The sequence below is a fragment of the Roseixanthobacter psychrophilus genome, from assembly GCF_043195195.1.
In the GTDB taxonomy this organism is placed as follows: Bacteria; Pseudomonadota; Alphaproteobacteria; order Rhizobiales; family Xanthobacteraceae; genus NCEH01.
Map to the genome: position 1 here is coordinate 53,914 of NZ_JBAFWT010000027.1, position 24,561 is coordinate 78,474.

Annotated in this window: 24 protein-coding genes and 1 pseudogene; 8 read left to right on the forward strand and 17 right to left on the reverse strand. The window is 64.4% G+C overall.

Annotated elements, in window-relative coordinates:
• Nucleotides 1-32 precede the first annotated feature (32 nt).
• The 3 genes from purU (at nucleotide 33) to atzF (ending at nucleotide 3,244) form a co-directional block, all read left to right on the forward strand.
• Nucleotides 33-902 (forward strand): formyltetrahydrofolate deformylase, encoded by an 870-nt coding sequence (gene purU / locus V5F77_RS20110; RefSeq protein ID WP_429007124.1) that lies wholly within the window; start codon nucleotides 33-35, stop codon nucleotides 900-902.
• A gap of 105 nt (nucleotides 903-1,007) precedes the next feature.
• On the forward strand, nucleotides 1,008-1,214 hold the full coding sequence (locus V5F77_RS20115; RefSeq protein WP_429007125.1) for a hypothetical protein: 207 nt from the start codon (nucleotides 1,008-1,010) through the stop codon (nucleotides 1,212-1,214).
• A gap of 236 nt (nucleotides 1,215-1,450) precedes the next feature.
• The gene (atzF, locus tag V5F77_RS20120) at nucleotides 1,451-3,244 is read left to right on the forward strand and encodes an allophanate hydrolase (RefSeq protein WP_429007126.1); all 1,794 of its coding nucleotides are present in this window, start codon (nucleotides 1,451-1,453) and stop codon (nucleotides 3,242-3,244) included.
• Nucleotides 3,245-3,282: 38 nt separating this feature from the next.
• Here atzF and V5F77_RS20125 read toward each other — a convergent pair whose 3' ends face one another.
• The 12 genes from V5F77_RS20125 to V5F77_RS20180 all read right to left on the reverse strand — a co-directional run bounded on the left by V5F77_RS20125 (nucleotide 3,283) and on the right by V5F77_RS20180 (nucleotide 15,938).
• Nucleotides 3,283-3,993 (reverse strand): GntR family transcriptional regulator, encoded by a 711-nt coding sequence (locus tag V5F77_RS20125; RefSeq protein WP_429007127.1) that lies wholly within the window; start codon nucleotides 3,991-3,993, stop codon nucleotides 3,283-3,285.
• A gap of 52 nt (nucleotides 3,994-4,045) precedes the next feature.
• Nucleotides 4,046-4,444 (reverse strand): oxalurate catabolism protein HpxZ, encoded by a 399-nt coding sequence (gene hpxZ / locus V5F77_RS20130; RefSeq protein ID WP_429007128.1) that lies wholly within the window; start codon nucleotides 4,442-4,444, stop codon nucleotides 4,046-4,048.
• Nucleotides 4,445-4,452: 8 nt separating this feature from the next.
• Nucleotides 4,453-5,880 (reverse strand): AtzE family amidohydrolase, encoded by a 1,428-nt coding sequence (locus tag V5F77_RS20135; protein ID WP_429007129.1) that lies wholly within the window; start codon nucleotides 5,878-5,880, stop codon nucleotides 4,453-4,455.
• Nucleotides 5,877-6,092 carry an AtzG-like protein gene (locus tag V5F77_RS20140; protein WP_429007130.1) on the reverse strand — a complete coding sequence of 72 codons (216 nt, stop codon included), beginning with the start codon at nucleotides 6,090-6,092 and terminating at the stop codon, nucleotides 5,877-5,879. The genes V5F77_RS20135 and V5F77_RS20140 overlap by 4 nt, the downstream gene beginning before the upstream one ends.
• Before the next feature lie 8 nt (nucleotides 6,093-6,100).
• Nucleotides 6,101-7,933, reverse strand: coding sequence for a dipeptide ABC transporter ATP-binding protein (locus V5F77_RS20145; protein WP_429007149.1), 1,833 nt, complete (start codon nucleotides 7,931-7,933; stop codon nucleotides 6,101-6,103).
• 29 nt (nucleotides 7,934-7,962) lie between these two features.
• Nucleotides 7,963-8,859 carry an ABC transporter permease gene (locus V5F77_RS20150; protein ID WP_429007131.1) on the reverse strand — a complete coding sequence of 299 codons (897 nt, stop codon included), beginning with the start codon at nucleotides 8,857-8,859 and terminating at the stop codon, nucleotides 7,963-7,965.
• The gene (locus V5F77_RS20155; protein WP_429007132.1) at nucleotides 8,856-9,869 is read right to left on the reverse strand and encodes an ABC transporter permease; all 1,014 of its coding nucleotides are present in this window, start codon (nucleotides 9,867-9,869) and stop codon (nucleotides 8,856-8,858) included. Before V5F77_RS20155 ends, V5F77_RS20150 begins: the two co-directional genes overlap by 4 nt.
• A gap of 186 nt (nucleotides 9,870-10,055) precedes the next feature.
• Nucleotides 10,056-11,678: an ABC transporter substrate-binding protein gene (locus V5F77_RS20160; RefSeq protein WP_429007133.1), complete on the reverse strand. Its 1,623-nt coding sequence runs from the start codon at nucleotides 11,676-11,678 to the stop codon at nucleotides 10,056-10,058.
• Between the two features lie 294 nt (nucleotides 11,679-11,972).
• A complete protein-coding gene (gene pssA / locus V5F77_RS20165; RefSeq protein WP_429007134.1) occupies nucleotides 11,973-12,794 on the reverse strand; it encodes a CDP-diacylglycerol--serine O-phosphatidyltransferase in 822 nt (273 codons plus the stop codon).
• Between the two features lie 7 nt (nucleotides 12,795-12,801).
• The gene (locus V5F77_RS20170; protein ID WP_429007135.1) at nucleotides 12,802-13,503 is read right to left on the reverse strand and encodes a phosphatidylserine decarboxylase; all 702 of its coding nucleotides are present in this window, start codon (nucleotides 13,501-13,503) and stop codon (nucleotides 12,802-12,804) included.
• 107 nt (nucleotides 13,504-13,610) lie between these two features.
• Complete coding sequence (locus V5F77_RS20175) at nucleotides 13,611-15,584, reverse strand: ABCB family ABC transporter ATP-binding protein/permease (protein WP_429007136.1); 1,974 nt, start codon at nucleotides 15,582-15,584, stop codon at nucleotides 13,611-13,613.
• A gap of 6 nt (nucleotides 15,585-15,590) precedes the next feature.
• A complete protein-coding gene (locus V5F77_RS20180) occupies nucleotides 15,591-15,938 on the reverse strand; it encodes an ArsR/SmtB family transcription factor (RefSeq protein WP_429007137.1) in 348 nt (115 codons plus the stop codon).
• A gap of 159 nt (nucleotides 15,939-16,097) precedes the next feature.
• Here V5F77_RS20180 and V5F77_RS20185 point away from each other — a divergent pair, with 159 nt between their 5' ends.
• The gene (locus V5F77_RS20185; RefSeq protein WP_429007138.1) at nucleotides 16,098-16,709 is read left to right on the forward strand and encodes an LOG family protein; all 612 of its coding nucleotides are present in this window, start codon (nucleotides 16,098-16,100) and stop codon (nucleotides 16,707-16,709) included.
• A 184-nt stretch (nucleotides 16,710-16,893) separates the two neighbouring features.
• Here V5F77_RS20185 and V5F77_RS20190 read toward each other — a convergent pair whose 3' ends face one another.
• Nucleotides 16,894-17,412 (reverse strand): GNAT family N-acetyltransferase, encoded by a 519-nt coding sequence (locus tag V5F77_RS20190; RefSeq protein ID WP_429007139.1) that lies wholly within the window; start codon nucleotides 17,410-17,412, stop codon nucleotides 16,894-16,896.
• Nucleotides 17,409-18,797, reverse strand: a complete 1,389-nt coding sequence (gene cysS, locus V5F77_RS20195; protein ID WP_429007140.1) for a cysteine--tRNA ligase — start codon at nucleotides 18,795-18,797, stop codon at nucleotides 17,409-17,411. Before cysS ends, V5F77_RS20190 begins: the two co-directional genes overlap by 4 nt.
• Nucleotides 18,798-19,216: 419 nt before the next feature.
• Here cysS and V5F77_RS20200 point away from each other — a divergent pair, with 419 nt between their 5' ends.
• Nucleotides 19,217-19,528, forward strand: coding sequence for a hypothetical protein (locus V5F77_RS20200; RefSeq protein WP_429007141.1), 312 nt, complete (start codon nucleotides 19,217-19,219; stop codon nucleotides 19,526-19,528).
• Between the two features lie 29 nt (nucleotides 19,529-19,557).
• Here the strand turns inward: V5F77_RS20200 and V5F77_RS20205 are convergent, their stop codons facing one another.
• Entirely contained in the window at nucleotides 19,558-20,064 is a 507-nt protein-coding gene (locus V5F77_RS20205; RefSeq protein WP_429007142.1) for a CreA family protein, read from the reverse strand.
• Between the two features lie 152 nt (nucleotides 20,065-20,216).
• Here V5F77_RS20205 and V5F77_RS20210 point away from each other — a divergent pair, with 152 nt between their 5' ends.
• From V5F77_RS20210 to V5F77_RS20220, 3 genes and pseudogenes are all read left to right on the forward strand, one after another.
• Nucleotides 20,217-21,317 carry a TRAP transporter substrate-binding protein gene (locus V5F77_RS20210; RefSeq protein WP_429007143.1) on the forward strand — a complete coding sequence of 367 codons (1,101 nt, stop codon included), beginning with the start codon at nucleotides 20,217-20,219 and terminating at the stop codon, nucleotides 21,315-21,317.
• A 106-nt stretch (nucleotides 21,318-21,423) separates the two neighbouring features.
• Nucleotides 21,424-22,608 (forward strand): DUF2865 domain-containing protein, encoded by a 1,185-nt coding sequence (locus tag V5F77_RS20215; protein WP_429007144.1) that lies wholly within the window; start codon nucleotides 21,424-21,426, stop codon nucleotides 22,606-22,608.
• A 195-nt stretch (nucleotides 22,609-22,803) separates the two neighbouring features.
• A pseudogene (locus tag V5F77_RS20220) lies at nucleotides 22,804-23,154 on the forward strand (DMT family protein).
• Nucleotides 23,155-23,162: 8 nt separating this feature from the next.
• Here the strand turns inward: V5F77_RS20220 and V5F77_RS20225 are convergent.
• Complete coding sequence (locus tag V5F77_RS20225) at nucleotides 23,163-24,341, reverse strand: PQQ-dependent sugar dehydrogenase (RefSeq protein ID WP_429007150.1); 1,179 nt, start codon at nucleotides 24,339-24,341, stop codon at nucleotides 23,163-23,165.
• Nucleotides 24,342-24,378: 37 nt separating this feature from the next.
• Nucleotides 24,379-24,561 (reverse strand): hypothetical protein (locus tag V5F77_RS20230; protein WP_429007145.1); only part of this gene is annotated, 183 nt, incomplete at its 5' end.

The following is a 24,561-nucleotide window of genomic DNA, read 5'->3' on the forward strand; positions in this document are numbered from 1 at the left end:
CCCGCATTTTCCTTTGACGTGATGGATCTGCCATGATCGCGCCTTCCGACCAGTTCGTCCTCGCCTTCTCCTGCCCCAATCGCCCTGGCATCGTGGCCGGCGTTTCGACCTTCCTGTTCCAGCATGGTTGCAACATCCTGGAAGCTCAGCAGTTTGACGACACCGAAAGCGGCCGCTTCTTCATGCGCGTCGTGTTCAACGTGGTGGAAGGCGACACCACACTTGGCGCCATCCGCAGCCAGTTCGAGGAGGTGGCGCAGCCGCTGAACCTGCAATGGACGCTGCGTGCCACCAGCGAAAAACGCCGGGTTCTGCTGCTCGCATCCAAGTTCGACCATTGCCTTGCCGATCTGCTTTATCGCTGGCGCATCGGCGAAATTCTCATGGAGGTGACCGGCATCATCTCCAACCATTCCCGCGAAACCTATGCGCATCTGGATTTCGATGGCATTCCGTTCCACCATCTGCCGGTCACCAAGGCGACCAAGCTGGAGCAGGAAACCCAGATTTGGAATCTGTTCCAGTCCAGCCGCTCCGACCTTGCGGTGCTCGCGCGCTATATGCAGGTGCTCTCCGACGGGCTTTCGGCCAAGCTGTCCGGGAAGTGCATCAACATCCATCACTCCTTCCTGCCGGGCTTCAAGGGCGCCAAGCCCTATCATCAGGCCCATATGCGCGGGGTGAAGCTGATTGGCGCCACCGCCCATTACGTGACATCCGACCTCGATGAAGGCCCGATCATCGAGCAGGATGTGGAACGCATCAGCCATCAGGATAGCCCGGAAGATCTGGTGAGGAAGGGCCGCGATATCGAGCGCCGCGTCCTCGCGCGCGCGCTCTCCTGGCACCTGCAGGACCGGGTGATTCCCAATGGCCACAAGACCGTGGTTTTCCGCGACTGATAGGCTCTGCCCGATGCCGGAACGCCGCGCGGCGTTCGCCCAAGATGAACCAGATGGCTCCTCCGACGTTTATGACCTTAGGTCAAACAGCTCTGGAGGAGCCTCATGTCTCGCAGCACAACCCTCACCATGGGCGCGGTAGTCCTGGTTGCAGCACTGACCGCGGCGGTGATGTTCTCCGACCGCGGCACACCCGACCCGACCGAAACCGCCCCGGCCAACGTGCCGGCGGCACCGATCGAGCCGGCTCCGCCAACCACTTCTCCCGCGGCACCTCCGGGTGTCACGCCGTCCAACCCCGTTCGTCCGTGACGTGCATGCAATGCGCGAATAATGGATTATATTTTATGCAAATGCCTAATTTATAGTCCTAAATAAGCGGTCCTATGAATGCGTGTGTGCTAAGCCGTAACGGGGTTATGGGGACGGGAGACGGCGCAGGACAAGCATTCATGCCGCCCTGCGGCGCGGATTCAATACCGCGCCGTGCATGTTGAAGCTGGCCCGGATCCTGCTTAACCCCTTGCGAATACGCATTGGAGTTCCGCATGGACACGGTCGCCACCCTTCTCGCCGCCCACCGCCAGGGAACGCGTACGCCTAGCGACACAGTACGCGAGACTTATGCGCGCATCGCGGCCCATGACGATCCGGCGATGTTCATCACCCTGCGCTCGGAAGCGGACGTTCTGGCAGAGGCCGCCGCACTTGAATCTACGGGCAACACTGCCCTGCCGCTCTACGGAATCCCGATCGCGGTAAAGGATAATATCGACGTCGCCGGCCTGCCCACGACGGCGGCCTGCCCGGCTTTCGCCTATCAGCCCAGCGCGAACGCGACCGTCATCGCCCGCCTGAAGGCGGCGGGCGCACTCATCATTGGCAAGACCAATCTCGACCAGTTCGCCACCGGCCTCGTCGGCACACGCTCGCCCTATGGCATTCCGCGCAATGCCTTCAAGGCCGATCTGGTGCCCGGCGGCTCGTCCTCCGGCTCGGCCTCGGCGGTGTCCGCCGGCATCGTGCCGTTGGCCCTTGGCACCGACACCGCCGGCTCCGGCCGCGTGCCGGCCATGCTTCAGAACATCGTCGGTCTGAAGCCGAGCCTCGGCCTCGTGCCCAATACCGGCCTCGTTCCAGCCTGCAGGACGCTGGACGCCATCTCCATCTTCGCGCTCACCGTGGATGACGCAATGTCGGCGCTTCAGGTGATGGCCGGATTCGATCCCGCCGACGCCTTTTCCCGCGCCCTACCCGTCGGCCCCTATGCCGCGCCGGCGGCACCGGTGCTCGGCATCTTGCCGCCGGACCAGCGCGAATTCTTCGGCGATTCCGATGCGGCCGCGGCTTATGAGGGCGCTCTCGACCGCCTCAAGGCACAGGGTGCAACGCTGGTGGAATTCGACTATGCGCCCTTCGCGGAGACCGCCCGGCTGCTGTACGAAGGGCCTTGGGTCACCGAGCGCTGGATCGTCGCGGAAAAGCTGCTCACCACCGATCCCGAGGCGGTGCATCCGGTGACGCGCACCATCACGGAAGCGGGCGCCCAGCCAAGCGCCGCCGACCTGTTCCGCGCCCTGTATCGGCTTCAGGAATTGAAGGCCAAGGTGAAGCCCGTGCTCGCATCGCTCGATGCCATCGTGCTGCCCACCGCGCCCACCGCCTATACGTTGGAAGCCGTGCTCGCGGACAATATCCGCCTCAACTCGCGCAATGGCACTTACACCAATTTCGTCAACCTGCTGGATATGTGCGGCACCGCCGTTCCCGCCGCCATCGCCGCTAGCGGCGTGCCGTATGGCATCACGCTTCTGGCGCCTGCGGGTGCCGATGCCAAGCTTGCCGCCATCGCCCGCGCCTTCGCAGCCTCCACCGGGCTGCCACTTGGCGCAACCGGTAAAACCGCCCCGCAGGCACCGCCCCTCGCTCCAGCGCCGGACACCGGGCGGCTCGACATTTGCGTATTCGGCGCCCACCTCTCCGGCATGGGCCTCAACGGCGAACTGGTCGCCCTCGGCGCCCGGCTGGTCGGGGAAGTGGAGACAGCCCCGCTCTATCGCATGTCACTGTTGGCCGGCAGCGTGACGCGGCCTGGGGTGACGCGGATCGGCGAAGGCGGGGCGGCGCTGAGCGGAGAGGTCTGGTCATTACCGTTCGAGGGAGTCGGGCGGCTGCTGGCGCAAATCCCCGCCCCGCTGGGCCTTGGCAGCGTGACGCTCGCCGATGGGAGCAGCGTCGCCGGGTTTCTCGCTGAAGCGGCGGGCGTGGAAGGCTGCGCTGATATCACTGATTTCGGCGGGTTCCGCGCCTATATGGAGAGCCTTGCTGCAAAATCCGCCTGAGGCCCAAGGCCTCGCCCCGATCCGGGGGCGAGGCGGTCTCACACGCTTTCGGCGTAGCGTTCATAGGCGACTTCGACTGTCAGAATGTGTGCGCGCATGGCATGCGCCGCCTCTGCCTTGTCGCCGCGCAAGATCGCGGTGACTACTTGGTCGTGCTCGGCGTAAGAGAGCGCGAGACGGCCGAGATTGCGGAACTGCGCGCGCCGGAACGGCTGCAGCCGTGCCCGCGTCGCAAGGGTGATCTCCGTGAGATAATCGTTGTGCGCCCCACCATAAAGGAAGGTGTGAAAGCGCTCGTTCAGAAAGGTATAATTGGTCTCGTCGCCCCGACGGGTCAGATCGGCAAGGTCGGCATGAATGGCCTGAAGCTGTCCCCGCTCGGCCGGCGTCATGTGGAGCGCACACAGGCCTGCACACAGCGCTTCCAGCTCTGCCATCACGTCGAACATGCCACGCAGGCGCTCGAAGCTCGGCTTGGCCACCAGGGCGCTGCGATGCGGCCGCGTCTCCACGAGGCCGGAGGCGGCAAGGTCGCGGATGACCTCGCGCACCGGCGTGCGGGAGACGCCGTAGCGACGCGCGATCTCCATCTCCTCCAGAGGCGTGCCGGGGGCGATGCGGCCGCCGACGATATCGTCGGCGATCTGTAGGCGCAGTTCCTCCGTGCGCGTCACGCTCCGCGTCTGGGCGCGGCGCCGGCGGGGCCGGGCAACCCGTGCCACTTCGGTGGAAGACGCTGGAAAAGTCATGACGGAACGCTACCGGATTCGCGGGACACAGAAAGGGCTTTGCCTGAACCAATCAGAACGCATCGTCGGGTGGCTTGGGGATGGTGCTGACATGGGCGGCCACGACCCTCCAGCCCTGGTCGAACCTCACCCAGGTCTGCTGCTGCCGACCGAGGAGCCCGGGACCGGACTCGCGCGCAAACAAGGTGGAGGCGACGGCGAAATCCCGCCCGTAGGTGGTGATGACCGTCTCGCTCAATTCACGCATGAGACCCAACGGAGAGCGCGCGCGGCGGAAGGCACGGATGGCGTCCATGCCGTAGAGGTTTTCCCCGCCGCCGAACCGGATGGTGCGGGGATCGTCAAAGAACAGCCCTTCGAGGGCGGGCACATCATTGCTGACAAGCGCCTGTTCATAGCGCGCGAATGCTTCGGCAACCTCGGCCACGACTTCGGGAATATCAATATCCATATGCACTCCTAGAGAGATGCCACAGGCGCCTGGGCAATGCCGCGCTGTTGCAGGTCATGGGCCACCCGCAGGGCGAGATCCTCCCGCCACGGCGGCGCGATCACCTGCACCGCCAGGGGCAGCCCCTCATCGAGCCATATCGGCACCGCCACCACCGGCAGGCCGATGAAGGAAATCGGCTGGGTGAACAGGCCGAGGTTCGGTCGCACAGCCAGAGTCTGACCATCCAGCACGAACGTCTTCTGGCCGAGCTTCGGGGCGCGGGTCGGAGTTGCGGGGGCAAGCAGGATGTCCACTTCCTCGAACAGCGCCAGCATCTGCGTCCGGAAATGGCGACGGAAGCGCTGGGCCGCAGTGGTCCAGGCGGCCGGGATGGCGAGCCCGGCGATCAGCCGGTCGCGCACGGCGGGGTCATAATCTTGCGGCCGCTGACGCAGCCGCTCCGCATGGAGCCCAGCCCCGTCGGCCGCGGTGATGATATAGGCCGAGGCGCGGGCGCGGGCGGCTTCGGGAATATCGACAGTGCGCATCGCATCAAGCGCCTGCGCCACCTTGTCCACTGCCGCCAGAGCCTCTGGCATGGCGCGCTGACGGAAGTAGCCGCCCGCCACCGCGATGCGCAGTCCCTCGATTCCTCGTTTCAGGCTGGGGAGAGCCGGCTCCACCGGCTGGTCGGCGACGCCAGGATCGTCGGCATCCGCCCCCTGCATGGCGTCATAGGCGAGCGCGAGATCTTCCACCGATCTGGCGAACGGTCCGAGGTGGTCAAAAGCGGAAACGAAGGGAAAGCTGCGGGCGCGCGTCAGCCGGCCGTATGTCGGCTTCAGCCCGAAGATGCCGCACAGGGACGCAGGGACGCGAATGGAGCCGTTGGTGTCGGAGCCGAGCGCCAGCTGCACCTCTCCCGCCGCGATGGCCGCCCCTGATCCACCGGAAGACCCACCGGTCATGTGATCCAGCGCGTGAGGATTGCGCGAGGCGCCGTCGTGGATGTTCTCGCCGGTGAAATCATAGGCGTACTCGCCCATGTTGAGCCCGCCCACGAGCACCGCTCCGGCGGCTTCCAGACGTTCGACAAGGGCGGCGTCGCGTGTGGCCGGCGCAAGCTCCCGATTGATCTTGGAGCCCGCCCGCGTGGGCAGGCCGGCGATATCGAACAGATTCTTCACCGCAAAAGGCACGCCGGCCAGCGGTCCGAGAATTTTCCCCGCGGCGCGGTCTGCATCGATCGCGTCCGCTCGGGCACGTGCGCGCTCTGCGGTTACATCGGTGAATGCGTTCACCTTGGGATCGCGCGCGGCGATGCGGGCAAGCGCCGCATCCGTCGCCGCACGGGCCGTGACCGACCCGACCGCGACAGCGGCGGCGATTTCAGCGGCGGTGGCGGTGGCGGAAAGGGCCGGGTGTTCAGCCTTGGGATCGATGGCGACAGTCATGGACGATAGACCGGGGCAGGATCGAATTCATCGCCGAGATCGAGACCACGCACGAGGTTCGCGGCATCGGCGATCATCCGCAGATTGACCAGGGCTTCGGCCCGCCACTGCGGTTCAACTTTCAGCGCGAAGGCTTCGATGGCGCCGTCCAGCATCAGCTCAAGCGCGCCGTCGGAGACGGCCGGGACCGGCCGTTCAATGGGTTTGGACATGAGACCTCTCACACCGGCGGATGGGGAATGGCGGCAATCAGCTCGCGCGTATAGGCAGCCTGCGGGGCTTCGAGCACCTGTTCTGAGGTGCCCTCCTCCACCATCTTGCCCTGGCGCATGACGATGACCCGGTCGCACAACAGGCGCACCACGTGGAGGTCGTGGGAGACGAACAGATAGCTCATGCCGAGCGTCTGCTTCAGTTCCTCCAGCAGGTTCAGCACCACCGCCTGAACCGACACGTCAAGGGCGGCGGTGGGCTCGTCGAGGATCACCAAGTCGGGTTTGAGAGCAATGGCACGGGCGATGCCGACGCGCGCTTTCTGGCCGCCCGAGAGTTGGTGCGGGAAGCGGTCGAGGAGGTCGAGCGGCAGGCCTACCATGCTGGCCAGCTCCTCTACTTTCGCCCGCATCTGGGCGCCGCCGCGAATGCCAAACTGTTCGCCCATGCGCAGCAGCGGATCGGCGATGGCGCGGGCGGCGGTGTAACGCGGGTTCAGACTGTCGGTGGGGTCCTGAAACACCATCTGGATGCGCCGGCGCATGGGATGGTGGGCGAAGGCCTTGGCCGGAATGGAGCCGATGTCCATGCCGTCGAAAGTGATCTTTCCGGAGGTGGGATCAATCAACCGCATGACGATGGTGGAGGTGGTGGATTTGCCGCAGCCGCTCTCGCCCACCAGACCGACGCTCTCGCCTTTTCTCACCTCGAAGGAGAGGCCGTCGACGGCGCGGAAGAGCGCGTCCTCGGGCAGCGCCTTCTTGCCGGAGAGCTTTGCGAGGAAGCCGGTTGGCATTCCTTGGCGTGGATATTCCTTCAGCAGGTTTTCCACCTTCAGGAGGGGCGTCCCGGGCAATCCCCTCTCCCCGCCGGGGAGAGGGGCTGGGTGAGGGGGGTCGGGCCTTTGCGATGAAGCCTGTGCCCCCTCACCTGTCGCCTGCGGCGCCGACCTCTCCCCCTCGGGGAGAGCTGGAGAACCGACAGGCACCTCCGGCAGCAGGTCGCTGAGCGCAATCCCCGGACGCGGCGTCGCGCGCACCAGTTTCTGCGTATAGGGATGCTGCGGCGCGCGGAAAATCTGCTCGGCCGGCGCGGTTTCCACCACCTTGCCCTTCTCCATCACCACCACCGTGTCGCAATAGGTGGCGGCGAGGCCGAGGTCGTGGGTGATGAGAATGGTGGACATGCCGCGCGCCCGCGTCAGCTCTGTCACGAGATCCATCACCGCTTTCTGCGTGGTCACGTCGAGGCCGGTGGTGGGCTCGTCGGCGATCAGCAATTGCGGCTGGCACGCGAGCGCGAGCGCGATCACGATGCGCTGGCACATGCCGCCCGACAGCTCGAAGGGATAAGCGTGATAGCGCTCCTGCGGCCGGGCGATGCGCACCTGCTCCAGGATCTCGATCACCTTCGCCTTCACATTGCGCGGCTCGGCCTGGAGATGGTGCAGCAGCACATCGCCGATCTGGTCGCCCACCTTGCGGATCGGATTGAGCGCCGCGCGCGGATTCTGGAAGATCATGGAGATCTCCCGCCCGCGCAGGTCGCGCATGGTGCGCTCGGTGGCATTGGCGACGTCGATGCCGGAGAAGGTGATGGTCCCTTCCGCGATCCGCCCCGCCCGGTCGAGAATGCGCATCAGCGTGTAGGAGGTCACGGACTTGCCGGACCCGCTCTCGCCCACGATACCCACGGTCTCGCCCTTGCGGACCGTCAGGTCCACCTGCTTCACCGCGGTGACGATGCCTTTGCGGGTGGCGAACTCCACCGTGAGGTGATGCACCTCCAGCAGGGGGCCGCGCGCCTCCTCGGCGGGGGTGGGGGTGGTGGCCTGCGTCATATCGATCACACCGTGCATGGCGCGCCCCCTCAGGTGCGGCGCTGGGGATCGACGATGTCGCGCAGACCGTCACCCAGCAGGTTGAAGCAGAACACCGCGAACATCAGCGCGAGGCCGGGAAACAGCGCGATCCACCATTCGCCGGAAACGATGAAGGCCGAGCCCTCCGCCACCATGATCCCCCATTCCGGGGTCGGCGGACGCACGCCGAGGCCAATGAAGGACAGGCCGGCCGCGTTCAGAATGGCGTAGCCCATGGTCAGCGACATCTGCACCATCATGATGGGCAGGATGTTGGGCAGGATCTGCGTCAGCAGGATGCGCCATTCGCTGTTGCCGGTGAGCCGGGCCGCCTGGATGAAGCCGGACTGCCGGCGGATCGCCGCCTCCGCCCGCGCCACGCGGGCATAGAGCGGGAAATTGATGATGGCGGTGGCGATCACGATGTTGGTGACCGTGTTGCCCAGCGCCGCCACGATGCCCATGGCCAGAACGAACAGGGGGAAGGCCATGATGGTGTCGGAGATGCGCCCGACGATGCGGTCGGTCCACCCCACGAAGAAGCCCGCAGCGATGCCGGCAATCCCACCGGCGGCGAAAACCAGCGCCACCGAAAAAATGGCGATGCCCATGTCCAGCCGCGTCGCCACGATGACGCGGGAGAACATGTCACGGCCGAGTTGGTCGGTGCCGAACCAATGGGCCCAGGAGGGCGCCTGGAGCGCGGCTTTGGTGTCGCTCGCGAGCGGGTCATAAGGCACGATGTAGGGGCCGATGGCGGCCGCCACGATCAGCACCAGGAACATGCCGAAGGCGAGCCCCGTGACCGGATTTTCCGAGATCACATATTTCGCGTGGCGCAGCGTCGCCGCAAGGCCGCCGGAAGAGAAAGCCGATCCGCGATCGGCCGGGTTTGCGAGGGTCATGCTTCGCTCCGTGCGCGCGGATCGATGACACCGTAGGTGAGGTCGATCACGAGATTGAGGACGATGTAGAGAATGGCCATGGCGAGCACGAAGCCCTGCACCGGCGCATAGTCCGAGGAGATCAGCGCCTCGACCGCATAGGAGCCGATGCCCGGCCAGGCGAACACCTTCTCCACCAGCACGTTGGCGCCGAGCAGGAAGGAGAACACCATGCCGAGCGTGGTGATGACCGGCAGCATGGCATTGCGAAACGCATAGACCATGATGACCTTGTATGGCGTGAGCCCGGCCGCCCGTGCCGTGCGCACGAATTCCGACGACAGCACCGAAAGCATGGAGGCGCGGGTGATGCGCGCGATGGGAGCAAGCGCAAAGATCGCAAGCGTTACCGTGGGGATCGCCAATTGCGCTGCCGCCGAGCGGAAGGTTTCAAGATCACCCGCGATCAGACTGTCGATGAGATAGAAGCCGGTGACGGTGGGCGGCGCTGTGTAGAACACGTCCAACCGCCCGAGCGGCGCAGGCGCCCAGCCGAACTTGAAATAGAACACATAGACCAACAGCAGGCCGGTGAAGAAAACTGGCAGCGACACGCCGGCGGTGGTGATGACGCGACAGGCATGGTCCACCCAGGTTCCCTGCTTCACCGCTGCCATGATGCCGAAGGGAATGGCGATGGCGAGCGCCAGGATGAGGCCTGAGAGGGTCAGCTCGGCGGACGCCGGCAAGCGGCTCGCAATCTCTGTCGCGACCGGCTGGCCGGTGGAGAGCGAAGAACCAAGGTCGCCTTTCGACAGCGCCGTCACATAATCCACGAACTGCACCGGCAGCGGCTTGTCGAGGCCGAGCTTGGTGCGGATTTCCGCGATCGCCTGCGGGGTCGCAGCGGGGCCGGCGAAATAAGCGGCGGCGTCGCCCGGTAGCACGCGGGTAAGCATGAAGGTGACGATCACCACGCCAATAAGGCTCGGGATCGCGGTGGCGATACGGCTGGCGATCAGCTTCAACATCACGGCTTCCTTTCGACCTGATGCGGGATGAATGCCCGCCTGCGGCGCCACCCCACCCCTCCCCCGCAAGCGGGAGAGGGAATGCGTCGGTGTTTTGTGGCGCGACTGTCTCCTGCCCGCTCTGTCGGTGCCCCCCTCTCCCGCTTGTGAGAGAGGGTTAGAGAGGGGAGGTCTCCGGTGGAGAAATCACCCCTTCACAAAAGAGCGATAGTCCAGCCGGCGATGGAACCAGTATTCGTAGCCGGTCACGTTCTTCTGCATCGCGATGTTCACATAGGGCTGGTACAGCGGAATGCGCGGCACGTCGGCGAAGGCGAGGTCGATCATTCCCTTCACGTCCGCATCATAGGCCGTCTTGTCGCCGTTCGCGGCGGCACTGCGGGCGCCGTCGATGAAGGCGTCCATGGCGGCGGACTTGTAGCTCATGGTGTTAAATACGGAATTCTGCCCGTGATAGCACCAGAAGAAGAAGTATTCGGGATAATCCAGCCATCCAGAGAACACGTTGGTGAAGAGCGGCAGCTCTTTCTTGTTCAGCTCCGTGCGCCAGTTGGCGCCGGGGATCTTGTTGATGGTGGTCTTGATACCCAGTTCTTGCAGATTTTCCTGAAGAAGCACGCACAACGGCTCGTTGACTCCGGCAAAGCCGAGATCGAAGGAAATGGTGGTCTCAAGCCCGTTGGGATAGCCGGCCTCGGTGAGCAATTGCTTGGCCTTGGCGAGATCGGTTGTGAAGGGTGCAGGCTGCGGCCACACCGCCTCTTTCACTCCACCCGGCGCCGCACCGAACATGGGCTTGCCGAGGCCGAACAGAACCGCATCCATGATCTTCTGATAGGGAATGGCATAGGCGACAGCCTGCCGGACCTTCAGGTTGTCGAAGGGCGGCTTGGTGACGTTCATGCCGATATATTGCAGGCCGTTGGAATAGGGCGTTGAGATAATAGTCAGCTTGCCGCTGTCCTTCAGCTCGACGAAGTCCTTGTTGGGCAGGTCATAGGAGATGTCGGCATCGCCACGCTCCAACAGCGCCCGACGGTTACCGGCGGAAGGCACCATGCGCCAGATCACCCGCTTGATCTTCGGCATCGGGCCGCCGACCCATTTGTCGTTACGTTCGAACACGACCTCGGTGCCGGGGGTCCATTTGGTGACCTTGTAGGCGCCGGAGCCGACTGTGTTCTGCTTGGCATATTCCAGGCCCCATGGGTCCTGAGCCGTCGCGTTCTTCTTCACCAGCTCGGAATTCATGATGCACGGCACCACGACCGCGAGATCGGGGATCGTGAGGCGATCCTTGCGCAGGAAATCGACGCGGAAAGTGTGGTCGTCCACGACGACGAATTGCTCCGGCTTCTCCAGCGAGCCGGCCTTCATCTGGAAGGTGGGGAAGCCGCCGACGCTCACCGCCCGGTCCATGGACCATTTCACGTCCTTGGCGGTCACCGGCGTGCCGTCCTGGAAGGTCGCGTTCTTCTTCAGCTTGAAGGTCGCGGACATGTCGCCGAGGTTCATATCCTCGGCCAGTTCGCCCTCGATCTTGTCGCGGTCGTAATAGGGCGTGCCGTTCACATCCTTCATGGGATGGGTGATGAGGCGATCGTAGCAGTTCCAGCTCACTTCATAGCCGGGCACGTTGGTGCCAACGCCCTGCACGTCCAGATTGTTCGGGCCACTCTCGGACACGATGAGCAAGGTTTCCGACCGCGCCTGTGCCTGGGCGGAAGAGAACACCGCTGGCGCCGCCACACCCGCCGCGCTGGCGGTTGCAGTCACGGAAGCGGTTTTGAGAAACTCGCGACGATTCATGCTTGGTATCCCCGTCTGAGAAAGCGTGCCTGCGCTTCCTCATTCAAGGGACGTGCCAATTGCATACGATTTTTTAAAAGTCTTTTTTATTCAATTAATTATGCTGCAATTTTTCCGCTCGGAGCCAAGCTGAAAACTGTTTTTTGCATAAAAATTAGTCACATATGGCGCCATTGCATGCATCTGCGCCATATTGGATTTAGATGAACATCCTACAAATGGGATGACTGCCACGCAACCGCTTGTGGCGCGACGGCAAGGGAGCCACCGACTTTTATCCCATACCCCAAGACGTCAGGGCCGGTGCGCCGCGCTGTCGGTGTCCGCGAGATGGGCCGCCATGAGCCGGCGATAGCGCAGAAACGAGACGGGCAGAAACGCCAGATATATCAGGCTGCACACCGCAAGCACCGTCCAGGGATAGCTCGCGAGCAGCCCGACGAACATGGCCACCACAACGAACAGCGGCAGCACCATGTCCCGCCGTACCCTTTTGCCCAGGGTCTTGCCGGAATAGGCCGGTACCTTGGAGATCATCAGCAGGCCGATGCAGAGGCAGTAAACCAGCGCCACCGGCGCGGTCGCCGCGCCGCGCGGCAGGCCGAGCAGGTCCAGATAAACCGGCAGCAGCGCCACGATCGCCCCGGCGGGAGCAGGGATGCCGGTGAAGAAGTCGGCGGCAAAGGCCGGCCGGTTGGGATCGTCCAGCATCACATTGAAGCGTGCCAACCGCAGCGCGGCGCAGATGGCGAAGATCAGCACCACCAGCCAGCCGATGGAGCCCACCGTGTCGAGGCCCCAAAGATAGAGGATCAGCGCCGGCGCACAGCCGAAATTGACGAAATCGGCGAGGCTGTCCAGCTCCGCGCCGAAGCGCGAGGTGCCCTTCAGAGCGCGCGCAAGCCGGCCATCCACGCCGTCCAGGATGGCGGCGAACACAATCGCCGCGAGCGCCAGCTCCAGCCGCCCCTCGATCGCCATGCGCACGGCGGTAAGGCCGGAGCACAAGGCGAGCAGGGTAACCAGATTGGGCAGCAGCACCCGCACTGGAATCTTGCCCAGTCGCCACACAGGCGGCGCACCGTGGGGATCGAGCGGAGGAAGGGGTCCGGCCATATCTGCCTCAGCTCACGCGATAGGCGGTGTCGCGCGCACCCGGCGCGGCGAAATCGGCGATGATCGTCTCTCCCGCCGTGGCGAGCTGGCCTTCGGCCACCTGCACCCGTGTGCCGACCGGGAGATACACGTCGACCCGTGAGCCGAAGCGGATCAGGCCGAAGCGCTCGCCGGCGCCCATTTCCTCGCCCTCGCGCACGAAACACACGATGCGGCGTGCGATCAGCCCGGCAATTTGCACGCAGCCGATGGGGCCGGCGGCGGTGCGGAACACGAGGCCGTTGCGCTCATTGTCCTCGCTCGCCTTGTCGAGATCGGCATTCAGGAAGATGCCTGGCTTGTAGGCCACGCGCTCAATGCGGCCGGAAACCGGGGCGCGGTTCACATGCACGTTGAACACGTTCATGAAGATCGACACCCGCAGCAGCGGGGTGTCGGAGAGGTCGAGTTCGCGCGGCGGGATGGCGAGCGAGATCTGCGACACCGTGCCGTCGGCGGGCGCGACGACGAGCCCTTCGCGCAGCGGGGTCACGCGCGGCGGATCGCGGAAGAACAGGGTCGTCCACAGGGCGAGCCCCAGCGCGATCATGCCGAAGAAGGTGGAGACCATCAGCAGGCCGAGCGCGATCACCACCGCGATGGCGATGAAGGGATAGCCCTCTCGGTGGATGGGAACGAGGCTCTTGCGGACGGACGCGACGATGGACACTCAAGTCTCCAGATCAGGCCGCGCGTTCGGGGCGCGGAGGAAACAGGTAGTCACCCCCTGCCCCGCCGTCAAATGGGAACGCGATCTCGGCCCGCAAAGGCCTGCCTTCACGCTGCCGAGCTGGCCTCATCTTCATGGTGATCCACCAGCCGCACCGGCGGCACACCTTCCTTGTCGAGGACCGGGGCGTCGCTTTCCTGCGCCGCCGCGAGCTTCTCGCGAGCATCGTCCGCTTCACGCTGGCGGCGCCAGAGAGCGGCATAGAGACCGCCCTTCGCCAACAACTCGGCATGGCTTCCGCGCTCCGCCACGGTGCCTTGCGAAAGGACAAGGATCTCATCGGCGCCGATCACGGTAGAGAGGCGATGGGCGATGACAAGGGTGGTGCGGCCTTCCGAAACACGCTCCAGCGCGTTCTGGATTTCTTTCTCGGTGTGGCTGTCCAGCGCCGAAGTCGCCTCGTCGAGGAGCAGGATCGGCGGGGCCTTGAGGATGGTACGGGCGATGGCGACGCGCTGCTTCTCGCCGCCGGAGAGCTTCAGCCCGCGCTCGCCCACCTCGGTCTTGTAGCCCTTGGGCATGGCGCGGATGAAGGGATCGATCTGGGCGAGCTTCGCCGCCTCCTCCACCTCGGCCTCGGAGGCATCCTGCCGGCCGTAGCGGATATTGTAGGCGATGGTATCGTTGAACAGCACGGTATCCTGCGGCACCATGCCGATGGCGGCGCGCAGGCTCTCCTGCGTCACGTCGCGGATGTCCTGCCCATCAATGGTGATGCGCCCGCTCTTCACATCGTAGAAGCGGAACATCAGGCGCGAAATCGTGCTCTTGCCCGCGCCCGAGGGCCCGACGATGGCGACCGTGCGCCCCGCGGGCACCTCGAAGGAAATGCCCTTCAGGATCTCGCGGTCGTTCTCATAGGAGAAGCGCACATTCTCGAAGCGCACCGTGCCGCCGTTCACCGCGAGCGCACCGGCGCTCTCCTTGTCCTCGATCTCGGGATCACGCGAGAGCACGGAGAACATGGCCTCGATATCGACGATGGCCTGCTTGATCTCGCGATAGATCATGCCGAGGAAGTTCAGCGGCTGGTAAAGCTGGATCATCATGGCATTGACCATGACGAAGCCACCCAGGCTCTGGCGGCCCGAGCGCACGTCGAACGCCGCCAGCACCATGGTGGAGGTCAGCCCCAGCGTGAAGATCGCCGCCTGCCCCGCGTTCAGCCACGCCAGCGAGGTGAAGGTGCGCACGGTGGCATTCTCATAGCGCGCGACGGAGCGGTCGTAGCGCTGGGTTTCCCAGCGCTCGGCGCCGAAATATTTCACGGTCTCGTAGTTGAGCAGGCTGTCCACGGCCTTGGTGTTGGCCTCGGTGTCGCTCTCGTTCATGTCTCGGCGAATCTGGATGCGCCACTCGCTCGCGGCATAGGTGAACCACGTGTAGAGCGCCACCGTCACGGCCACGACGGCCACATAGCGCCAGTCGAAGGCGAAGGCGAGGACGATCAGCACCAGCACCATTTCCAGCACGGTCGGTGCAAGCTGGAGCACCAGCATGCGCACGATGGTCTCGATCCCCTCACGGGCACGCTCCAGCACGCGGGTGAGCCCGCCGGTCTTGCGCTCCAGATGAAAGCGCAGGGAGAGCGCATGCATGTGCTCGAAGGTCTGGAGCGCCAATTTGCGCACCGCATGCAGCGCCACCTTGGCGAAGATGCCGTCGCGCAATTGGGTGATGCCGGCCATCACCAGCCGCGCACCGCCATAGGCCAGCGTCAGCAGCACCGGGGCGGCGAGAAACCAGGCGATGTCGATGTCGCCCTGCCCGTCCGGCCGCGAGGTGAGCGCGTCGGTGGCCCATTTGAAGAAGAACGGCACCGCCATCGTGGCGAGCTTGGCGAGCACGATGAGGGCGCTTGTCGCCACAACCCGCGCCTTGAGATCGGCACGATCCTGTGGCCAAAGGTATGGCCACAGGGCCGCGACTGTCTTCGTCAGCGCGCCGCCGGCGGCCGCGACTGCCTTGAAGGCGCCGCGGGTATTCTCCCGTGTCGCGCGGGACGTTGAAGTATCGGACATCAAAACCTACTTATTTAGAAGCGCTGCCGTTGGCACGGCCATGCTGGAGGGGGCAAGGGCCGCGAACAGGCCCTTGAGCTGGCCCTGCAGGGCGTCGAGCGCCTCGTGATCGATGCAGTAGCAGAACCGCGGTCCGTCCGCTTCCGCGCGGATCAGGCCCGCTTCCGCGAGGACCTTTATGTGTTGCGACACGGTCGATTGCGCCAGAGGCAAGCCGGCAACGATTTCGCCGCACATGCAGGTCTCGTGGCGCGCCAGGGTTTCCAAAACCTTGAGGCGTACCGGATGCGCAAGGGCCCGAAGCTGCAGCGCAAGCTGCTTCGACTGGGAGGAGGAAGGAAAATCGTTTGTCATCGGCCATCGCCGATAAACGATGATCCGAACCAAAACAAGGCGAAGGCGTTGTTTTCTTCCGCGTCACGATTTCGTCGTGGCGCATCATCAATTTGAAGGAGCCGGCGACTAACGTCGGCCAAGTGAGACACAGTGAACAAGCATACCAAAGCAGGCCCCATGGCACGTATCGAAAGCGTGTGCGTCTATTGCGGTTCCTCGCCGGGTTCGGACCCGATCTTCGTAGAGGAAGCCCGCAGATTCGGTGAAATCCTCGCCCGCAGCGGCGTCCGCCTCGTCTATGGCGGCGGCGGCGTCGGGCTGATGGGAGAAGTCGCCACCGCCGTCGCCCGCAACGGTGGAGAGGTCACCGGCATCATCCCGCAATTCCTCATTTCCCGCGAACGGGCCTTCGACCATGGAGGTGAACTCATCGTCACCACCGACATGCACGAGCGCAAAAAGCTGATGTTCGAGCGCGCGGACGCCTTTGTTGCCCTGCCGGGCGGCGTCGGCACGCTGGAAGAGTTGGTGGAGCAGCTCACCTGGGCACAGCTCGGTCAGCACAGGAAGCCGATCCTGGTGGCCAATATCGCCGGCTTCTGGGACCCATTCCTCTCGCTGCTGGATCATATGCGGGCGAACGCCTTCATCCGGGGAACGGCACCGGTGAACGTTCTGGTGGCCGAGGATGCAGGCCAGATCCTGCCGATGCTCCAGGCGGCGGCCGCCGAAATGAAAGACGTCGAGCTGCATGCCCCAGGCGCGAATGCGGCCATCGAAGGCATGTGAGCCACGAGTGGGGAAACCTGAAACTGTGCCGCGCCGGTAATATTTATCGGCGTGAGTGCCCCATATGATCGTCGCACCACCGCCGTGACGGCGCGCAGGGTCAGAGACATCCACGCCTCTTTGCCGCGTCACGCAGGAGGGCAAAACCGACAGAGCCGCTCATGCGCCGCCTGCCGGCCCGTGGTCACGACGACTTGGCCTTAAGCTCCGGCAACGTCTTCTGCATGGTGGTATTTCCTAGCCAGGCATTGCCAAGCGTGACCGTATTGCGGCGCTGGGGCACGTAGCCGCGCCGCGCGAAGAAGCGCTGGGCGTTGTCGCTGGCATCGACGGCGAGCGTTTCCTTGCCGCGCGCTTTGGCGATGGTCTCGGCGGCCTCGCACAGCACCGTGCCGACCCCCTTCCCCGCCACGACGGGATGGACATAAAGCAAATCAATGAGGTCATCGCCCTTCAGCGCGATGAAGCCCACCGGGACACCGTCCATGGTCGCCACCAGCGTCAGTTCTCCGCCGAGGCGCGCGCCAAACGCGGCCTCATCATCGGCGGTGCCGGCCCAGGCGTCCTGCTGGTCGCTGTCGTAATCCTCGGCGGTCAATTCCTCGATGGAAGCGCGGAAAATTGCCGCCAAGACCTCGGTGTCGGACGGCAGGAACGGCCGCAGAGCCGGGCGTGGCAGGGCGTCAGGAGTCTTTGCGGTCATCGCGCGATCTCCCAAGACGTGGTTCCGTCCTTATTGTCCATCAGCACCACCCCCTTCGAGGCAAGCTGCTCGCGGATATGATCCGCCGCGGCAAAGTCGCGGGCCTTGCGGGCGGCGATCCGGGCAGCGATCAATTCCTCAACCATTGCCGCGTCCACGGCCGCGCCATGGGTCTGGCGGGCGCGCCATTCGCTCTCGGTTTCCTGCAGCAGGCCCATGAGATTGGCCGCCGCCTTGAACCGGCGCTTCAGCGCTGACGACGTGTCCACGTCCTCCGCCACCTCGGCGAGATGGTGCAGGTGGGTGATGGCGGAGGGCGAGTTGAGATCGTCCCCCAGCCGCTCGGCGATTTCAGCCTCGAACGGATTCTCATCCTCAGTCTCAGCCGGCTCATCACCGATGATGCGATACCATTTGTCCAGTGTCTTGGCGGCAAAGCCGATGCCCTGGCGGGTCCAGTTGATGGGCTGGCGATAATGGGTGGAGAGCATGGCGAGGCGCAGCACTTCGCCCGGCCAGTCGTTCAGCAGTTCCCGGATGGTGACGAAATTGCCCAGCGACTTGGACATCTTCTCGCCTTCCAGCATCAGGAAGCCGTTGTGCATCCATACCCGCGCCATGACGCCGCTGTCGAAGGCGCAGCGCGACTGGGCGATCTCATTTTCATGGTGAGGGAACACGAGATCGATGCCACCGCCATGGATGTCGAAGGTCTCGCCGAGGTGCTTCCACGACATGGCCGAGCATTCGATATGCCAGCCCGGCCGGCCCGGCGTGGAAATGCCGCAGGGCGAGGCCCAGCCCGGCACGCCCTCGGCGCTCGGCTTCCAGAGCACGAAGTCCATGGCGTCGCGCTTGTAAGGCGCCACATCCACGCGCGCGCCGGCGATCATCTCGTCCAGCGGCCGCCGCGACAGGCGGCCGTAGTCCGGCATGGCCGGCACGTTGAACAGGACATGATCCTCGGCGACATAGGCATGCCCGGAGGCCACCAGCCGCTCGATGAGAATCTTCATCTCCGCGATATGCTCGGTCGCGCGTGGTTCCACGGTCGGGCGAAGGCAGGCCAGTTCCGCCGTGTCCTTGCGAAACCAGTCGTAGGTCTCCTCGGTCAGGTCGCGGATGGAGATGCCGCGATCGGCGGCGCGCGTGTTGATCTTGTCGTCCACGTCCGTGATGTTGCGCACATAGGTGACATGGGCCGCGCCGTACACGCGCCGCAGCAGGCGGAACAGCACGTCGAAAACGATCACCGGCCGCGCGTTGCCGATATGGGCATGGTCGTAGACCGTGGGGCCGCACACATACATCCGCACATTGGCGGAATCGATGGGCCGGAACGGATCTTTCGACCGGGTCAGGGTATTGTAGAGCCGCAGCTCCATGGATCGTGTGCTCCCCTTTGGACCTTATATAGGACGCGCAAACGCCGCTCCGGTGCCGGCCGGGGCGTCCAAACTCCTCAAGAGGGGTGCAGCAAAGGACGGCCGCGGCCAGCTATTCGGGCTAACCGCAGATAATCGACAGGCGGGCGCGAAGACGCGCTGAAATCTGGCCGTTCATGGCGCGGGACAATGGGAGGCGTTGGCGTGAGCGTCAAGCCGAATTTCGCCCGAAGGCAGCCGCTTTCTCGGGCCTCCACCCAATTTCCATACTCCCAACGGGAGGCTTGACCGAAATGCTGCGACGCGGCTATGCCAAGGCCGCTTTGGTATCGCGTCCCGGTTTCACGCGTCATTCCTGTGGCCCCCGCGCCTGACATCTCCGCAGGCCGTAAGGTCCCTCAGAGGTCCCCGACCTGCCCATGCACAAACCCGCTTTGCTTCTGGCCGCCGCCCTCATGCTCTTTTCGAGCGCAGCGTCGGCGGAGACGCGAATCTTCCTGATCGAGAACTCCGACGCCTATGGCGTCGACATGTGCCTCGCCAACGGCGAGCGGTGCGGCGAACAGGTCGCAACCGCTTGGTGCCGCACCCATAATTATTCCCGCGCCCTGGATTTTGGTCGGGTCGCCGATGCCAGCGGCATCGTCCCCATCGCCAGCACTCAAACCCCACGCGCCGTCTGCACGGGGAGCAATTGCCCCGCCGTGGTCGCGATCACCTGCACGCGCTGAGCCGGCGTGCTTCAGCGGGTGACGGGAGCCTATTTCAGGAAATCCGCGCAGCGCAGCACCTCGCCCGTCGTGCCCCAGGGCATGATCGGCACGGTGGAGGTCGAATTCTTCGGGCTGCCATCGATCAGCTTGTCGGAATAAACCATATAGATCAAAACATTACGTTTCACGTCGCAGCCCCGGACGATCTGCATCTTCTTGAAGAAGAAGGACCGGCTCTCACGGAACACCACGTCACCCTGCTCGAACTTTTTCGTGAACGAGATCGGGCCGATCTGCCGGCAGGCGAGGGAAATGTCCGAGACTTCCTCAGCCATGCCCACCATTCCGGAAAGACCACCTTTTTCAGGCGTCGTGTAATGGCAGGCGACGCCGGAGACCACCGGATCGTCGATCCCATAGACGGCGAGCTTGTCGTCCGGCGTGAGGAATTTCCACACTGTCGACTTCTTGAAGATGAGATCGGGCTCCTGCGCCGCGACAGGAGCGGCGAAGGCGAAAGCCAGCAGGACAGCGATCCAGATCGGCCGAAACATAAGCATATCCTTCACTAGGAACAGGATCGCGATGGCGCGATGCGGCGAGCAGACGACGCGATTGACGCCACCGCCCCGTCGTGACACCTCTCCCGCGATAAAATCAAGACGCCCGAACCAGGACGTACCAACGAGACGCCCAGGAGGTCACCATGGATCCCGCCCGCCGTCGCTTTCTCGGCGCTTCCACCGCGCTCGCCGCGACAGCAGCGACAACCCTTGCCGCACCCGCGCTGGCGCAAAGCCAGCCTGAAGTGAAGTGGCGTCTGACCTCCTCGTTCCCCCGTTCGCTCGACACCATTTTCGGCACCGCCCAGACGCTCTCGAAAATGGTGAGCGAGGCGACCGATGGCAAGTTTCAGATTCAGACCTTCCCGGCCGGTGAAATCGTGCCGGGCCTTCAGGCGCTGGATGCGGTACAGAACGGCACCGTCGAATGCGCGCAGAGCGCGACCTATTTTTATATTGGCAAGGATCCGACGCTCGCATTCGGAACCGGCGTGCCGTTCGGCTTCAACTCGCGCCAGCAGCATTCCTGGTGGTTTTTCAACGGCGGCGCCGACATCATCAATGGCGTGCTCGCCAAGTACAACACGCTCGGCATTCCCATGGGCAATTCCGGCACCCAGATGGGCGGATTTTTCCGTAAGGAAATCAATACCATCGAGGATCTGAAGGGCCTGAAGTTCCGGATCGGTGGGATCGGCGGCCAAGTGCTGGCTAAACTCGGCGTGGTGCCGCAGCAATTGCCGCCGAGCGACGTCTACCCGGCGCTCGAGCGCGGCACCATCGACGCGGCGGAATTCGTCGGCCCCTATGACGACGAAAAGCTCGGCCTCGTGAAGGTCGCGAAATATTATTATTACCCCGGCTGGTGGGAGGGCGGGGCCATGCTGCACCTCCTCATCAACAAGGGGCAGTGGGAAAAGCTGCCCAAGCACTACCAAGCCATCCTTAGCAATGCATGCGAGGCCGCCAACAATTGGATGCTGGCGAAATACGATGCGGTGAACCCGCCCGCCCTCCGTCGCCTGGTGCAGCAGGGTGCGGAACTGCGCGCCTTTTCCACTCCGATCATGGAGGCGGGCTATAAGGCGTCGTTCGAGCTGTACAACACGCTTGCTTCTCAAAATCCGAGTTTCAAGCAAGCGCTGGAGAGCTTGATCAGCATCCGCTCCGAACAGTTGCTGTGGTGGCAAATCGCGGAATATTCCTTCGACAGCTTCAACATTCGCATGCGCGGTCGCTCGTGAGGCGGCTTTTCCGGCAGCGATCAAACTTTCGTCACCATTGCCCCCCTCGAATGGCGCTATAACCGCGCTTGGTGATCGGCCTGGGTGGGTCCGAACAGGGTAGAGAATGAAATCGGTTCGCATGTTCGGCCTTTGCGTGGCCCTCATGGCCAGCCCCGCGCTGGCGCAGGCCCCTGGACAAAGCTATGGCGCGCCTCCGCCCAGCTACGGCGCCCAGGGTGGCGCGAGCCAGGGTGCAGGGCCCAGCTGCGTCCAATTGGAAGGCGCCCTTGCCTCATTGGACCGTGGCGGCAACGATCCCAATGGCGGCCGTGCGGCACAGCTGACGCGCATGCGCAGCGACCTCGACCGGCTGAACGGGCAAGCAAAACAGATGAGCTGCGACGCGCCGCGCGGCTTCTTCATCTTCCAGGGTCCGCCGCGGCCGCCACAGTGCGATGCCATCGACGATCAGATCTCGCGCCTGCGTGCGTCGATCGCCAGCATCGAGCGTGGAAGCGGGGACCAGGAAGGCCAGCGTCGACAATTGATCCTCGCCCTGGCGCAAAACAATTGCGGCCAGCAGTATCGCGCGGCAGCCCAGGCTCTCAGCGGTGCCGGGCAGGCCCAGCGACCGCCGCCGCGCCAACGCAATTTCTTCGAAGCCCTGTTCGGCGGCCCGATCAACAACGAGCCCGAGGAAGGCGGCCCCGGCCTGGACGTGGCGCCTATGGAGCTGCCGAAGTCCTCCACCTACCGCACCGTGTGCGTGCGCAGCTGCGACGGCTTCTATTTCCCGATTTCCTACGCCACAGTTCCCTCGCGCTTCGCCACGGACGATGCACTGTGCCGGCGCCTGTGTCCGGCCACGGAAGCGCAATTGTTTAGCTACCGGAACCCCGGCGAGGATATCCAGCAGGCCACCTCGATCAACGGCAAGCCCTATATGTCGCTGCCGACGGCGTTGCTGTACCGCAAGCAGCTGGTGCCTTCGTGCTCGTGCCGCGCGCCGGGCCAATCCTGGTCTCAGGCGCTCTCGGGCCTGGAGGATTCCTCGACGCTGCAGAAGGGCGACATTCTGGTGACCGAGGAGCAGGCGAAGGAAATGTCCCAGCCGCGTCCCGCGACCGATCCCGCCTCCGCAGGCGCCAAGGGCAAGGCGGCCGCAGCAACGCCCTCTCGGCCGACGACGGCACCGCTCGACACTGTCCCCTCGACCTCCACCGCCCCGCTTGCGCCCGCCGCCGAGCAGCCCGGACGGCGCCCCGTGCGGGTGATCCCACAACCGGATTCCGGTTCGGCCGGGCAATAGCCCGGCCTCCCGTTCCAGGCGCTCGGAGGCGGGATACCAGCGTCCTGGCGCGCAATGCGCCGAAGATGGCGATGCGGCGCGCGTCGAGAGGCCTGCGGCGCCTGGGGCGTGAAACCGCTGCTGGGACGGTATGTTCTCATTATCATGGCTGAATCCGGCCTGTGCCGGCCTGCCTCGATTGGTTCGGACCCACTCATGCCGATTTCCGCTGCCGCGATTATGCCCATCCTGCTGCTGGTCGCCTCCAACGTGTTCATGACGTTCGCCTGATATGGCCATCTGAAATACAAATCGGCGCCGCTTCTGCTGGCGATCGTAGCGAGTTGGGGGATCGCATTCTTTGAATATTGCCTCGCGGTGCCCGCCAATCGCATCGGCTCGGCGAGCTATTCCACCGCGCAGCTCAAGACCATTCAGGAGGTCATCACGCTGGTGGTCTTCGCGGGATTTTCAGTGCTCTATCTCAAGGAGCCGCTTGGCTGGAACCATGCGGTGGGGTTCAGCTTCATCGCGCTCGGGGCGTTCTTCATCTTCCAGAAGTTCTGACCGAGAGGTCAGTTGGCGGGGACGAGCCGCAGCACCTCGCCGTCGTCGGCGTCGGTGACGAGCCACAAGGCGCCATCCGGACCCATGCGGACGTCGCGGATGCGCTTATCCAACGGCAAGCGCTCCTCGCCGGTCACTACCGCCTTGTCTAGGGTGAGGCGCACCAGCGACATGTCGGCGAGCGCGCCCACGAACAGGCTGCCCTGCCATCTTGGAAACAGCGGGCCGGAATAGAAAGCCGCACCAGAGGGCGCGATGGACGGGTCCCAATGGAAGACCGGCTGCTCCATGCCGGCCTTCTTCGTGCCCTCGCCGATCCGCGCGCCGGAATAATCGACGCCATAGGTGATGACCGGCCATCCGTAATTCTTGCCGGACTCGGGAATGTTCACCTCGTCGCCGCCACGCGCGCCGTGCTCGATGGTCCAGAGGGCACGGCTTTCTGGATTAAGCGCTGCAGCCTGCACATTACGATGACCATAGCTCCAGATCTCCGGCCGCGCGCCTGGCCGGGCGAGGAATGGATTGTCGGCCGGAATGCTGCCGTCCCGGTTGATCCGCACCACCTTGCCGAGCAGGCTGGACAAATCTTGGGCTTGATCTCGCAACGTAAAGCGGTCGCCGAAGGTGACGAACAAGGTGCCGTCGTCGGCGAACACCAACCGCGAGCCGAAGTGATTGTTGGAGGTCCCGGAGGGCAGTTGGCGGAAAATGACCTCCAAGCGCTCCAACCGGCGCAGATCGTCGGAAAGGCGGGCCCGCGCCACCGCCGTCCCCGCGCCGTCCGGACGCGGCTCGGCATAGCTGAAATAAATCCAGCGGTTCTCGGCGAAGGCGGGGTCGATGGCGAGGTCAAGAAGCCCGCCCTGTCCACGCGCATAAAGCCGAGGCAGGCCGGAAATGGGTGGCCCCGCGCGGCCTTCGCGCGACACCACGCGCAGGCGCCCCGGCCGCTCGCTCACCAAGAACTGGCCGTCGGGCAGAAAAACGATACTCCAGGGATGATCGAGGCCGCCGATGACGCGGACAAGACGCACCTGTTCACCCGCGAACACTAAGGGAACGGCGCCAGCAGGCTGGCCGCGTGCGATCTCGGGAACGCTTAGGGCAGAAACGGCGAGGGCAAAAAGCGCTGCGAGGCGGGAAGAGGACCTACTGCAAGAAACGCCAGTGCCGCCGGCGCGCACGCCCGCGGCACGAGATCCGGAAGAGGTACCCTCGATGTCAGCGCGGAAATCGCTCACGCGAAGCGCGCACACGAACCGGCTGCGGGCGTGCGGCGCGCGCCCGTAACATCATCGCCGCACCCGCCAGGACCAGGAGACCAAACAGCGGCAGGGACAATAGCGAGGTGGACAGGAGCGAACTGGACATGGTCGCCTCCGCGGCGTTGAGAACTGAAGCACT